The sequence below is a fragment of the Ancylobacter sp. G4_0304 genome, assembly GCF_047501495.1.
GTDB lineage: Bacteria > Pseudomonadota > Alphaproteobacteria > Rhizobiales > Xanthobacteraceae > Ancylobacter.
Map to the genome: position 1 here is coordinate 1 of NZ_JAZDRM010000010.1, position 12995 is coordinate 12995.

Sequence of the window (12995 nt, forward strand, 5' to 3'; positions counted from 1 at the left end):
CGCCCCCAGATCGCCCGCCGCCACCTCGCCTGCCGGCGCGCGGCGCTCGGAGGGGTCGCGCAGCATCAGGAAGGTTTCGCCATTGTCCTCGGTCAGAAAGATGAAGCCGGTCTCCGACGAGGTGATGCTGATGGTTTCGGTGAGCAGGCGGCGGGTGAGCCGGTCGGGGTCGCGCTCGGCGGAGAGGGCGCGGCCGATCTCGATGAAGCGCCGGATCGTGAGGCGCGCATTCTGGATCGCGCGCGACAGCGTATCGATCTCGGTCACCGAGGAGCGGGTATTGCCCGGCAGTTCCTGGAAATTGAAGGTCTGGATGGCGGCCGCTTCTTCGGCGATCGCCATCAGCGGACGGCTCACCGCCGTCGCGGTGTAGCGGATAGCCAGGATCACCACGACGATCAGGCCGAGGCTGATCCAGCCGAGCGTGGTGACGATGCCGGACGCCGGCCATGATCTCGTCCTGCGGCATGGCGACTGCCATGGCGAAGGTCCACTGGCCGGAGCGCAGCGGGGCGACATGCATGGTCCAGGCGCGGCCATGGTCGCTGATGACCGTGGTTCGGTCGCTCCCGTCATGACTGCGCACCGCCGTGAGCATGGTCGGCACCACCGTCGAGGCGACGTTGGCGACCGGCCCGCGCGAGGGTGAATTCTGGTACGCGGTCGGCAGCTCGGCGGCCGGGTTGCTGGCGGCGATCACCGCGCCGTCCGGGTCGGTGATGATGAGCTCCGAGGACGGCGTGCTCTTCATCCGCCGCAAGGCCGCCGACAGGTCGGCGAGGCTGAGGTCGATCCCCATCACGCCCCGGTTGCTGGCGATGCGGCGTGCGATGGTCACGCCGCTCTCGGCGGTGGCGAAGAAGCGGTAGGGATCGGTCAGCACCGCGCCGTCACTGGCGAAGGCGTCATAGTACCAGCGCCGGTTGCGCGGATCGTAGAAGAAGTCCGGCCGGTCCAGCTCGCCCACGGCGTTGAGCGCGGCGTCGAGGAAGACCAACCGCGTTTCGCGACCTTGCGCGGTGTTGCGGATGGTCTGCAACAGGTAGCGGGCAGTGTCCGGTGCGGCGAGGTTGCGCCGCGCCACCGGCGAGGTGAGCTGGCGCAGCAGGATGAACTCGCCATCGTCATAGCCGACATACATCGCGGAGGTGAACGGCTTGGCCTGCATGATCAGGCTGAACTGCCGCACCAGTGCCCGCTCGTTCTCCGGCGAGCGATTCAGCACCTGCGGGTCGGCCGCGAACATCGCGGTCATCAGGTTCAGGTTGGTGAAGCTGTCGTCGATGCTGGCGCGGCTCTGATGCGTCATCTGTGCGAACATCGTCGAGGTCGCGCCCTCAAGAACGGCGGCCGCGCGGTTGTTCACGAAGGAGATGATGCCGACCAGCGCCAGTGTGACGGTGACACCGAACACCAGGGCCAGATGGGTGTCGAGACGTCTTTTCATCATTCGGACGCGGCCTCCGCAGGCGTTAGCTGCGTCATCGTCGCGATGGCATGGTTCGAGATTAGCGGCGAAACCCACGATTTTTCAAGATTTTCCTTCCGCATCGTCAGCTGGCACCCCGTCACGGCGTTCCTCTGATACCAGAATGGCGGTCGGTGGCGGGGAGACCGGTCATCGCACAGCCACGGTGACGGGATTGAATGTCGGCGGCGCGGGGGAGAGAATGCCTGATGCCGTGGCGGCGATTCCCGCCGCTTCCCCGGGCGTCCGCCCACCATCACCCTCACGGTTCAGCCCCCGCGGAATCGTTCTTGCTAGAAATTCCAGACTGGGGATGATGATGTACGTACCTCAGGCGACAGGACCGGAATGCCCGCGCCCGGTTTCCCGGCGCGATTGTCAAGGAGACGCCAGACGATGACCAGCCGCGTAATTCCGGTCGCCCCTTTCGTGCTCACCGTGTTCGGCGCCACCGGCGACCTGTCGCGGCGCAAGCTGATTCCCGCAATGTTCCATCGCGACCTCGACGGGCAGATCCCCCCCGAAGCCACCATCGTCGGCACCTCGCGCCGGGCCATGAGCGACGAGGAGTTCCGCGCCTTCGCCCATAAGGCACTGACCGACCACATCCCCGCCGCCGAACTCGGCGGGCCGGAGGTGGAGCGCTTTCTCGCCCGGCTCTCCTATATCGCGGCCGATGCCGCCGACGAGGCCGGGTGGAACGATCTTGCGGCATGCATGGCCGGGCAGGGCGAGCGCATCCGCGTCTATTATCTCGCCACCGCGCCGGAGCTTTTCGGCCCGATCTGCGAGAAGCTCGGCAAATACGGCATGGCCGAGGGCGCGCGCGTCGTCATCGAGAAGCCGATCGGCAAGAGCCTCGCCTCGGCGCTGGCGCTCAATGACGAGATCGGCCGCATCTTCCCCGAAGACCGCGTCTATCGCATCGATCATTATCTGGGCAAGGAAACCGTCCAGAACCTGATGGCGCTGCGCTTCGCCAACGCGCTGTTCGAGCCGTTGTGGAACAACGCCCATATCGACCATGTGCAGATCACCGTCGCCGAAGCGCTCGGCGTCGAGGAGCGCGCGGGCTATTACGACACCGCCGGCGCCATGCGCGACATGGTGCAGAACCACATGCTCCAGCTGCTCTGTCTGGTGGCGATGGAGCCGCCCTCCTCGCTCGACGCCGACGCGGTGCGCGACGAGAAGCTGAAAGTGCTGCGGGCGCTGAAGCCGATCGACGAGCACAATGTCGGCGCGGTGACGGTGCGCGGGCAGTATCGCGCCGGCGCCTCGGCGGGCGGCGCGGTGCCGGGCTATCTGGAGGAGCTCGGCTCCTCGCGCAGCCAGACCGAGACCTTCGTGGCGCTGAAGGCGGAAGTGGCGAACTGGCGCTGGGCCGGCGTGCCGTTCTACCTGCGCACCGGCAAGCGCCTCGCCTCCCGCGTCTCCGAGATCGTGGTCAATTTCCGCCCGGTGCCGCATTCGGTGTTCGACGAGAATGTCGGGCCGATCGAATCCAACCGGCTCGTCATCCGCCTGCAGCCGGACGAGGGCGTGAAGCTGTGGCTGATGATCAAGGACCCCGGTCCGGGCGGCATCCGCCTCACCCATGTGCCGCTGGACATGAGCTTCGCCAAGGCGTTCAAGGTGCGCAATCCCGACGCCTATGAGCGGCTGATCCTCGACGTGGTGCGCGGCAACCAGACGCTGTTCATGCGCCGCGACGAGGTGCAGGCGGCATGGGAATGGGTCGACCCGATCCTTGAGGCGTGGCGCAATTCCAAGGAGCCGCCGCGCCCCTACACCGCCGGAACCTGGGGCCCCTCCGCCGCCATCGCCCTCATCGAGCGCGACGGCCGCACGTGGCTGGAGGACGGCGCATGAGCGCGCCGCGTCTCCATGAGTTCCCGGACGGCGCGGCGCTGGCCGCGGCGCTGGCCGATTATGTCGGCGAGGCGCTAGTGGCGCGCGTGGCGAAGGATGGCGGGGCGAGCCTTGCCGTCTCCGGCGGGCGCACCCCGGTGCGCTTCTTCGAGGCGCTGGCGGCGAAGGACCTGCCCTGGTCGAAGATCGGCATCACGCTGGTGGACGAGCGCTGGGTGCGCGAGACCTCGGACCGTTCCAACGCCCGGCTGGTGCGCGAGCATCTGTTGAAGGGCCCGGCGGCCGCGGCACGCTTCGTGCCTCTGGCCAATGACGCCGCGACGCCGGAGGACGGGCTGTTCGCCCTCGACGAGGCGCTGGAGATTCTCTACTGGCCGCTCGCCTGCGCGGTGCTGGGCATGGGCGAGGACGGGCACACCGCCTCGTTCTTTCCCGGCGGCGACAATCTGGAGCGCGCGCTCGATCCCGACGGCACGCTCGGCCTCCTGCCGATGCGCGCGGAAGGCGCCGGCGAGCCGCGCGTCACCATGACCTTGCCGCTGCTGCTGGCGGCGGACCGCCTCGCGCTCCATATCGAGGGTGAGGGCAAGCGGCCCGTGCTCGCCGCCGCGCTCAAGGACGGGCCGGAAACCGACATGCCGGTGCGCGCCGTGCTGCGCGCCCCGCGACCGCCCGACATTTTCTGGTGCCCGTGAGCTGACGGGCACCGCCGAACCGAACACATGAAGGAGATCCGCATGGCAGCCTCCGCAACGCCATCCAGCGTGAACGCCCGCCTCGGCGAGGTGACGGAGCGCATCGTCAGGCGCTCCTACGACAACCGCTCGCGCTATCTGGACCGGATCGCGGCCGCCGCCGAGAAGGGGCCGAGCCGCGCCAAGCTCGGCTGCGCCAACCAGGCGCACGGCTTCGCCGCCTGCGGGCCGGGCGACAAGGCGATGCTGCGCGAGGGCGCGGGTGCCAACCTCGCCATCGTCACCGCCTATAACGACATGCTCTCCGCCCACCAGCCCTATGAGCACTATCCCGACCTGATCCGCGCCGCCGCCCGCGCGGCCGGCGGCGTGGCGCAGGTGGCCGGCGGCGTGCCGGCCATGTGCGATGGCGTCACCCAGGGCGAGGCCGGCATGGAGCTGTCGCTGTTCTCGCGCGACGTGATCGCGCTCGCGACCGCGGTCGCGCTCTCGCACCAGACCTTCGACGCCGCCGTGTTCCTCGGCATCTGCGACAAGATCGTGCCGGGGCTCGTCATCGGCGCGCTGTCCTTCGGCCATCTGCCGGCGGTGTTCATTCCCGCCGGGCCGATGACCTCGGGCCTGCCGAACGACGAGAAGGCCAAGATCCGCCAGCTGTTCGCGGAAGGAAAGGTCGGGCGCGACGCGCTGCTGGAGGCTGAATCGCTCTCCTATCACGGGCCGGGCACCTGCACTTTCTACGGCACGGCGAACACCAACCAGATGATGATGGAGATCATGGGCCTGCATCTGCCCGGCGCCTCCTTCGTCAACCCCAACACCCCGCTGCGCGACGCGCTGACCACGGCGGCGGCGGAGCGGGCGATGGCGATCACCGCGCTGGGCAATGGCTATGCCCCGGTCGGGCGCATGCTGGACGAGAAGGCCTTCGTCAACGGCGTGGTCGGGCTGCACGCCACCGGCGGCTCCACCAATCACACGCTGCACGTCGTCGCCATGGCGGCGGCGGCCGGCATCAAGCTGACCTGGGACGATTTCTCCGACCTCGCCGACATCACCCCGCTGCTGTGCCGCGTCTACCCCAACGGCAAGGCCGATGTGAACCATTTCCACGCCGCCGGCGGCATGGGCTTCGTGATCCGCGAACTGCTCGGCGACGGGCTGCTGCATCGCGACGTCGAGACGGTGTGGGGTTCCGGCCTCGACGCCTATACGCAGGAGCCGACGCTGGCGCCGGACGGCAGCCTCGCCTGGCGCGACGGGACGCCGACCAGCGGCGACGAGGCGGTGCTGCGCGGCGCCAAGGCGCCGTTCCAGGCGACGGGCGGGCTCAAGCTGCTCTCGGGTGATCTCGGGCGCGCGGTGATCAAGACCTCCGCCATCGCGCCCGAACGCCACATCATCGAGGCGCCGGCCAAGGTGTTCCATTCGCAGGAGGAATTGCAGAAGGCGTTCAAGGCCGGCGAGCTCAAGGGCGATTTCGTCGCCGTGGTGCGCTACCAGGGCCCCAAGGCCAACGGCATGCCGGAACTGCACAAGCTGATGCCGCCGCTGGGCGTGCTGCAGGATCGCGGCAACAAGGTCGCCCTCGTCACCGATGGCCGGCTCTCGGGCGCCTCCGGCAAGGTGCCGGCGGCGATCCATGTCACGCCGGAAGCCGCCGATGGCGGGGCGATCGCGCTGATCCGGGAGGGCGACATCGTGCGGCTCGACGCCGTGGCCGGCACGCTGACCGTGTTGGTCGACCCGGCCGAATGGGCGGCCCGCAGCCCGGCGCCGGCCGATCTGGAGCCCTCGCACTGGGGTGTCGGGCGCGAATTGTTCGGCGCGTTCCGCGGCGCGGTGGGCACGGCCGATACCGGCGCCACCATCTTCGCGCTGGGCTGACCGGGCTCCCCTCCGGTCAGAACACCGGGCCGATCTTGCCGAGCGGCAGGATGCCGAGCGCCACCCGCCCGTTCCTGAACACGAACGGGAAGGCGCTGGCATTCACGCCGTCGACCTGCGACGGCATGCCGGCGGCACCCAGCATCGGCGCCAGCCCGGCCATGAAATCGGGCATCAGCCCGGCGGTGGCGAGCACCGGCAGCAGCTTGCCGGCCTCGACCACGGAAACCGTGACATTGCCGTCGAGGCGACGCTGCGGGTCGAGCCCCAGCTCGCCGCTGGCGGCCATCATCCCGCCGCCGGCGCTGATCCGCGCCTCTTCGATCTTCACCCGCCCGCCATTGGCCTGCCATCTCGCCAGCCGCGCTTCCAAGGGCAGCACCGTAATCCCCGGCACGCCGGTGACGGTGGCCTGAAGCAGGGCGTCGACCGGGGTTGCTCCTGTCGCCACACCCGTGGCGGCCGCCGGCGCGCCGCCCATCAGCGCCATGCCGGTGGCGTCGTCCACTTCCATCGCGATGTCGAGCGCCGCATTCGTCGCCTCGCCCGGATGCTGGCGCAGATGCAGTTCGAGATGGCGGGCGGACAGGATGGTCGCGCCACCCTCGGCCAGCGTGTAGTCGTTGGCGGCGAGCGAGAACCGGTCCAGCCGCTCCGCCGTGCCCGCTCCGCTGACCTGGAGCAACGACCAGCCGGCGGTGATGGTGCGCCCGCTCGCTGCCTCGCTCAGCGTCGCCGGACCCCGGAACTCGGCGATGATGTGCCGGGGGTTCCACACCTGCGCCACCGCGTGAACGCGGTCGGCCTTCCAGGTCCATTGCGTCGGGCCCTGGATCACCACGCTGGGAGCATCGCAGCTCAGTTCGAAGCGGAACGGATAGCCGCCGATCCGGCGGTTGTCGCAGCTCCAGCTGCGCCCGCGCGCGCCTTCCGCCGCCATCCAGCTGTCGATCTCGCGCTCGGCTCGGCCGGCGGCATAATACCAGGCCGCGGTCCAGCCGAGCCCCGCCACCACCAGAGCCAGAGCCGGCAGCGCGACCCACCAGGCGGGACGGCGCCGGGGCGCGGGCGTCTCAGCTCCCGCATCCGGTTCATCGGCATGGCGGAACTCGGGCGGCATGTCGGAAAGGCTCAAGGCATTGGTCTCCTTAAGGGGGCCGTCGGGCGGCCCCACCGTAGAATGCACGGCCGGGCATGCAAGCCGGCGGCGAGGCGGTCGGTGATGATCGCGGTGCGATACGGCCGGATTATGCCCAAACCGTTGAGGAGAAGGCCCGATCGGCACGAGGGGGCGATTCCGCCCGGTCGCAAAGGCGGCTAATCTCGGCTTTCACCGAGCACCGTCCGCGCCTTCTCTCTTGCCGCCTTTGTCCACCCGCGATGATTCGACCATGACCCTGCGCGATCCCGCCCCGCCCGCCGAAGACCTCTGGGTGTTCGGCTATGGCTCGCTGATGTGGAATCCGGGCTTCGACTATGAGGAGCGCGCGCCGGGCCGGCTGATCGGGGCGCATCGCTCGCTCTGCGTGCTGTCGGTGCACTGGCGCGGCACGCCGGAGCGGCCCGGCCTCGTGCTCGGGCTGGATCGCGGGGGAAGCTGCATCGGCATGGCGTTCCGCGTCGGGCGCGACCGGGCCGCGGCGACGCTCGACTATCTGCGCGAGCGCGAGCAGGTGACGAAGATCTACCGCGAAGCCACCCAGCGGGTGTGGCTGCGGGACGGCAGCGGACGCGCCGTGCCGGCCCTGGTCTTTCTGGTCGATCGCGGCCATGCGCAATATGCCGGCCGCCTCACCCCCGAGGAGCGGCTGCATCTGGTGCGGCAGGGTCATGGCGTGGGCGGGCCCAATGCCGATTACGTCACGGCCACCGACCGCCACCTCTTCGAGCTCGGCATCCACGATCCGCAGATGCGCTGGATCGTGGAGCGGCTGTAGCCCTCACGCCCTCGGCGGAATCTCCAGCCCACGCTGCACCGCCGGGCGGGCAAGGCCGCGCGCCAGCCAGGCCGGCACATGGGTCAGGCTCTTGTAATCCACCAGTTCGGCCGCTTCATAGAAGCCGATCAAGTTGCGCACCCAGCCGATGAGCGCGAGATCGGCGATGGTGTAGTCGTCGCCCATGATCCAGTCGCGGCCCGCGAGCCGCGCCTCCAGCACCCCGAGCAGGCGCTGGGATTCGGCGCGGTAGCGCTCCAGCGGGCGCTTGTCCTCATACTCGCGGCCGGCGAATTTATGGAAGAAGCCGAGCTGGCCGAACATCGGGCCGACCGCCGCCATCTGGAAGAACAGCCATTGCAGCGTCTCGTAGCGCGCCGCCGGATCGGCGGGCAGCAGCTTGCCGGTCTTCTCCGCGAGATAAACGAGGATCGCGCCGGATTCGAACAGGGCGAGCGGCTTGCCACCCGGCCCGTCGGGATCGAGGATCGCCGGGATCTTGCCGTTCGGGTTCAGCGACAGGAACTCCGGCGTCCAGGTCTCGTTGTCGCCGATCTTGATGGTGTGCGCCTCATAGGGCAGGCCGATCTCTTCCAGCATGATCGAGACCTTCACCCCGTTCGGGGTCGGGAAGGAATAGAGCTGCAAGCGGTCGGGATGACGGGCGGGCCAGCGCCGGGTGATCGGGAAGGCGGACAGATCGGCCATGGGACGGCTCCAGGGGACAGATGCGGCGGGGACGTCGCTGCGTGCAGGGCTCAGCGCCCGGCCAGCTCCGCCTCGGTGAGGGGGCGGGCCTCGTCGGCCAGCATGATCGGGATGCCGTCGCGGATCGGGTAGGCGATGCGGGCGGCGCGCGAGATCAGCTCGTGGGCCGCGCGGTCATAGTCCAGCGGGCCCTTGGTGACCGGGCACACGAGTATCTCCAGCAGCTTGGGATCGAGCTCGTGGCCGGCATGGTACGAAGCGGCGGACGGCAGATGCGGTTTCTCGGCCATGGGAACTCCGGGAGAGATGTGGCGCGGCGCAGGATAAGCGGGCGGAGAATGAGCGGTCGGGGGATGAGATATAGACGCGCGATCCGGTTTTGTAGCCGTCGACGCTGACAATCTCGCGTCGCCAGCGCGCAGCGCGTGGCGGAGCTGTTGCGCGGCGGTATCGGGCGCTAAGATCGTTGCCCATGGAACCGACGCCGCTCGACATCGCCGACCCGCCCCGCCTTCACGGCGAAACCGTCCAGCAATGGGTGTTCCGGCGGCTGCGGCGCACCGTGATGGCCGGGCGCTTCCCGCCGGGGCGGGCGGTGACGATACGCGGCCTCGCCGAGGCGATGGGGGTTTCCGCCATGCCGGTGCGCGAGGCGCTGGCGCGGCTGGTGGCCGAGCGGGCGCTGGTTCTGCTGGATAACCGCCGCGTGCGGGTACCGGAGATGACCGCGCGGCGCTTCGACGAGCTGGTCGCGGCGCGCACGCTGCTGGAGAGCGAGGCGGCCGCCCGCGCGCTCGATGGGGCGGACGACGCCTTCATCCGCCGGCTCGCCGTGCTCAACCGCGCCTCGGACGAAGCCGTGGCCGATGCCGACACCGAGGCGATCATCGAGACCAATCTGGCCTTCCACGCCGCGCTTTACGGGGTGCGGGCGGACAGCGTGCTGCTGCCGCTGATCGAATCGGTCTGGCTGCAGATCGGCCCGTTCATGCGCATGGCGCTGGCCGATCTCGACACTCATTACCCGGTCGATCGCCATGCCGAGGCGCTGGCCGCGCTGAAAGCGCGCGACGAGGCCGCCCTGCGCGCCGCCATCGAAGCCGATATACGCGACGGCATCGGCCATCTGCGCGCGCAGCTCGGCTGACGGCGCTACCTCGACGGCACTATTCGGCCGCGTTCAGCCGGCGCCCGCCACGGCGCCGCTCGGCATGAAGCCGCGCCGCCGCGCCGAAGGCGGTGAACACGGCGCTCGACAGCCGGTCGTCCCAGAACCGCCATTCCGGGTGCCACTGGATCGCGAGATTGAAGCCCGGCGCGTCGGCGACACGGAACGCCTCGATGGTGCCGTCCACCGCGCGGGCTTCCACGGTGAGCCCCGGCGCGAGCTGCGCCACGCCCTGCCCGTGCAGCGAGTTCACCCGCCAGGTCGGGGCGCCGGCAAGGCCCTCCAGCATCCCGCCCGGCTCCAGCAGTACCTCATGCACCGGGGCGTATTGCCCGGCCATGTCGAGGCGCGTGTCCTCGCGGTGGTCGAACCGACCGGGCTGCTCGTAGAGCTTCTGGAACAGCGTGCCGCCGAGCGCGACATTCATCTCCTGAAAGCCCCGGCACACGCCGAAGATCGGCACGCCACGCTCGATCGCCGCCTTGATCAGCGGCAGCGAGAGGTCGTCGCGGTGCGGGTCGGAGGGCAGCGGCGGGTCGAAGGCGGCGTCGCCATAATGATGCGGGGCGACATTGGACGGGCTGCCGGGCAGGAAGATCGCGTCGACCAGCTCCAGCACCTCGTCGACCACCAGCCGCTCGGGCGCCATGTCGGCATCGACCGCCGAGACCGTGCCGGGGAGCAGAACAGGGAGCGCCTGCGCGCCCTTGGCGACCGAATAGACATATTTCTCGGTAACGCCATGCACGATCTGACTGCCGCTGGCCTTCACATCGGAGATGATGCCGATCACTGGACGCATGATTGCCGCTCGGTTGCTGGTAACTGACGTCCCGCGATGTGGGATCGGCCGCCGGTTCCTGTCAACCGGATTGATCGCCCGCGCACGCCAGACCCCTTGCCCGTGCATGGCTCGACGGCTTAGAAGCGCGGCAATCCGAGAGGTTCGCCGATGCCCGATGCCGCCCCGCTCTCCCGTGATGCCCTCTTCGCCCGCCTTGAGGCGCTCGGCATCGCCACCCGCACCGTCGAGCACCCGCCGCTGTTCACGGTGGAGGATTCGCAGGCGCTGCGCGGCGACATTCCCGGCGGCCACACCAAGAACCTGTTCCTGAAGGACAAGAAGGGCAGTCTCTTCCTCGTCGTGGTCGAGGAGGAGGCGAAGGTCGATCTGAAGAGCCTGCACCAGCCGCTCGGCGCGGCGAGCCGGCTGTCCTTCGGCAGCGCCGAGCTGCTGGAGGAGGTGCTGGGCGTGAAGCCCGGCGCGGTCACCGCCTTCGGTCCGGTCAACGACCGCCAGGGCCGCGTCACCGTGGTGCTCGACGCCGAACTGATGGCGCACGACGTGATCAACTGTCACCCGCTGGTCAACACCGCGACCACCACCATCGCCAGCGCCGACCTGATCCGCTTTCTGCGCGACACCGGGCACGAGCCGCTGATTCTCGCCGTCCCGCGCCGGCAGGACGCCGAGGCTACGACGGAAGGCTGAGCGCGGAGCTTCCGCACGGTTGCATTTGCGGCCCGACCGACCATCTTTGAGGCGCGACCAGCGCGAGCGAGCATTGCAGGAGACGTCATGCTGCTGAACCAGCCTGCGGACACCCCCGCCCCCGGCGCGGCGGGCGGCGACGATATCGTCATCGACACCACCACCAAGACCTTCATGAAGGACGTGGTGGAAGAATCGCGCACCCGCCCGGTGCTGGTGGATTTCTGGGCGCCGTGGTGCGGCCCCTGCAAGCAGCTCACCCCGATCATCGAAAAGGTGGTGCGCGCGGCCAAGGGCAAGGTGCGGCTCGCCAAGATGAACACCGACGAGCACCCCGCCGTCGCCCAGCAGCTCGGCATCCAGTCGCTGCCCACCGTCTACGCCTTCGTGAACGGCCAGCCGGTGGACGGATTCATGGGCGCGCAGCCCGAGGGCCAGATCAAGGCGCTGGTCGACCGGCTTACCGCCGGCGCGCCCGACAGCACTGAGGAAATCCTGCTCAGCGCCGATGCCGCCCTGGAAGAGGGCGACCTGGTGGGCGCGAGCGAGCTCTATGCCCATATCCTCACCGAGGAGCCCGAGAACCTGAAGGCGCTCGCCGGCCTCGCCCGCACCCAGCTTGCCGCCGGCTCGCTGGACGCGGCGAAGGCGATCCTCGCCAAGGTGCCGGAAAAGGGCGCGAACGACGCCGCCATCGCCGCCGTGCGTGCCGCGATCGAGCTGGAAGAGGCCGCCGCCGCGCTGGGCGACGTCAAGGACCTCGAAGCGAAGGTCGCCGCCGATCCGCTCGACCATCAGGCCCGCTTCGACCTCGCCCTCGCGCTCAATGCGCGCGGCAAGCGCGAGGAGGCGATCGACCAGCTGCTCACCATCGTGCGCCGCGACCGCAACTGGAACGACGACGGCGCGCGCAAGCAGCTCGTGCAGTTCTTCGAAGCCTGGGGGCCGGCCGACGAAATGACGCTGCTCGGCCGGCGCCGCCTGTCCTCCATCCTGTTCGCGTGAGCCGGGCTCCCGCCCGGCCGCGCCGCTCTTGAGGGGAGGAGCCCCCATGCCGATCAACCGGCCCTATGAGGGCCCCTCCGAGCTCCCCGGGATCATCCCGGTATTCCCGCTGGACGGCGTGCTTCTGCTGCCGCGCTGCCAGCTTCCGCTCAACGTCTTCGAGCCGCGCTATGTCGCGATGATCGACGACGGGCTGAAGGGCACGCGGCTGATCGGCATGATCCAGCCGGCGCCCGAGGCGATACGCGGCCTCGGCCGCTCCGGCTTGGCGTCCGTCGGCTGCGTCGGGCGCATCACCGAGATCGCGGAAAGCGGCGACGGGCGCTACCTGTTGAACCTCTCCGGCATCTCGCGCTTCCGGGTTGTCGAGGAGCTCGACGTCGACACCGCTTACCGGCAAGCGCGGGTGGACTACGCCCCGTTCGCCAGCGATTTCACCCCGGATTTCGGCGCCGACAAGGTGGATCGCAGCACGCTTCTGCGCACGCTCGCCGACTATCTCGACGCCAACCGGCTGGAGGCGGACTGGGAGAGCATCAAGGACGCGCCGAACGAGGCGCTGGTCAATGCGCTCGCCATGATGTCGCCCTTCGGGCCGCGCGAGAAGCAGGCGCTGCTGGAGGCGGCAGATCTCGGCGCCCGCGCGGACATGCTGATCGCGGTGACGCAGATGTCGCTGGCGCGCACCGGCGGCGACGGCGACGACACGCCCCTGCAATAAGGCGGGCTTCCGCAGGCTCTCCGGATGGGGAGAGGTGGCCCG

General features: G+C 69.4%; 15 protein-coding genes. 10 read left to right on the forward strand and 5 right to left on the reverse strand.

The genetic code is table 11. From position 1 onward, the window contains the following. A partial coding sequence (locus tag VRZ77_RS07515; protein ID WP_414592045.1) for a hypothetical protein occupies nucleotides 1-519 on the reverse strand: 519 nt, incomplete at its 3' end. A 77-nt stretch (nucleotides 520-596) separates the two neighbouring features. Here VRZ77_RS07515 and VRZ77_RS07520 point away from each other — a divergent pair. The 5 genes from VRZ77_RS07520 to edd all read left to right on the forward strand — a co-directional run bounded on the left by VRZ77_RS07520 (nucleotide 597) and on the right by edd (nucleotide 5922). Beyond that, the gene (locus VRZ77_RS07520; protein WP_414592046.1) at nucleotides 597-869 is read left to right on the forward strand and encodes a hypothetical protein; all 273 of its coding nucleotides are present in this window, start codon (nucleotides 597-599) and stop codon (nucleotides 867-869) included. 143 nt (nucleotides 870-1012) lie between these two features. Next, nucleotides 1013-1585 carry a hypothetical protein gene (locus tag VRZ77_RS07525; RefSeq protein ID WP_414592047.1) on the forward strand — a complete coding sequence of 191 codons (573 nt, stop codon included), beginning with the start codon at nucleotides 1013-1015 and terminating at the stop codon, nucleotides 1583-1585. A gap of 279 nt (nucleotides 1586-1864) precedes the next feature. Then, nucleotides 1865-3340 carry a glucose-6-phosphate dehydrogenase gene (zwf, locus tag VRZ77_RS07530; protein WP_414592048.1) on the forward strand — a complete coding sequence of 492 codons (1476 nt, stop codon included), beginning with the start codon at nucleotides 1865-1867 and terminating at the stop codon, nucleotides 3338-3340. Beyond that, nucleotides 3337-4035 carry a 6-phosphogluconolactonase gene (gene pgl / locus VRZ77_RS07535; protein WP_414592049.1) on the forward strand — a complete coding sequence of 233 codons (699 nt, stop codon included), beginning with the start codon at nucleotides 3337-3339 and terminating at the stop codon, nucleotides 4033-4035. The genes zwf and pgl overlap by 4 nt, the downstream gene beginning before the upstream one ends. A gap of 42 nt (nucleotides 4036-4077) precedes the next feature. After that, the gene (gene edd, locus VRZ77_RS07540; RefSeq protein WP_414592050.1) at nucleotides 4078-5922 is read left to right on the forward strand and encodes a phosphogluconate dehydratase; all 1845 of its coding nucleotides are present in this window, start codon (nucleotides 4078-4080) and stop codon (nucleotides 5920-5922) included. Between the two features lie 16 nt (nucleotides 5923-5938). Here edd and VRZ77_RS07545 read toward each other — a convergent pair whose 3' ends face one another. Continuing rightward, entirely contained in the window at nucleotides 5939-7057 is a 1119-nt protein-coding gene (locus tag VRZ77_RS07545) for a DUF2125 domain-containing protein (RefSeq protein WP_414592051.1), read from the reverse strand. A gap of 256 nt (nucleotides 7058-7313) precedes the next feature. Here VRZ77_RS07545 and VRZ77_RS07550 point away from each other — a divergent pair, with 256 nt between their 5' ends. Continuing rightward, nucleotides 7314-7859, forward strand: a complete 546-nt coding sequence (locus VRZ77_RS07550; protein ID WP_414592052.1) for a gamma-glutamylcyclotransferase — start codon at nucleotides 7314-7316, stop codon at nucleotides 7857-7859. A 3-nt stretch (nucleotides 7860-7862) separates the two neighbouring features. On the opposite strand, the gene VRZ77_RS07555 is transcribed toward VRZ77_RS07550, so the two are convergent. After that, nucleotides 7863-8567, reverse strand: coding sequence for a glutathione S-transferase N-terminal domain-containing protein (locus tag VRZ77_RS07555; RefSeq protein ID WP_414592053.1), 705 nt, complete (start codon nucleotides 8565-8567; stop codon nucleotides 7863-7865). 50 nt (nucleotides 8568-8617) lie between these two features. Then, the gene (locus tag VRZ77_RS07560; protein WP_414592054.1) at nucleotides 8618-8857 is read right to left on the reverse strand and encodes a Trm112 family protein; all 240 of its coding nucleotides are present in this window, start codon (nucleotides 8855-8857) and stop codon (nucleotides 8618-8620) included. 182 nt (nucleotides 8858-9039) lie between these two features. On the opposite strand from VRZ77_RS07560, the gene VRZ77_RS07565 reads away from it, so the two are divergent. After that, nucleotides 9040-9714, forward strand: coding sequence for a GntR family transcriptional regulator (locus VRZ77_RS07565; RefSeq protein ID WP_414592055.1), 675 nt, complete (start codon nucleotides 9040-9042; stop codon nucleotides 9712-9714). Between the two features lie 19 nt (nucleotides 9715-9733). Here the strand turns inward: VRZ77_RS07565 and VRZ77_RS07570 are convergent, their stop codons facing one another. After that, a complete protein-coding gene (locus tag VRZ77_RS07570; protein ID WP_414592056.1) occupies nucleotides 9734-10537 on the reverse strand; it encodes a gamma-glutamyl-gamma-aminobutyrate hydrolase family protein in 804 nt (267 codons plus the stop codon). Nucleotides 10538-10687: 150 nt separating this feature from the next. Between VRZ77_RS07570 and VRZ77_RS07575 the strand changes: the two genes are divergently transcribed. From VRZ77_RS07575 to VRZ77_RS07585, 3 genes are all read left to right on the forward strand, one after another. Continuing rightward, nucleotides 10688-11227, forward strand: a complete 540-nt coding sequence (locus VRZ77_RS07575) for a prolyl-tRNA synthetase associated domain-containing protein (RefSeq protein ID WP_414592057.1) — start codon at nucleotides 10688-10690, stop codon at nucleotides 11225-11227. A gap of 87 nt (nucleotides 11228-11314) precedes the next feature. Further along, nucleotides 11315-12232, forward strand: coding sequence for a thioredoxin (trxA, locus tag VRZ77_RS07580; RefSeq protein ID WP_414592058.1), 918 nt, complete (start codon nucleotides 11315-11317; stop codon nucleotides 12230-12232). A 46-nt stretch (nucleotides 12233-12278) separates the two neighbouring features. Then, on the forward strand, nucleotides 12279-12953 hold the full coding sequence (locus tag VRZ77_RS07585) for an LON peptidase substrate-binding domain-containing protein (RefSeq protein WP_414592059.1): 675 nt from the start codon (nucleotides 12279-12281) through the stop codon (nucleotides 12951-12953). Nucleotides 12954-12995 lie beyond the last annotated feature (42 nt).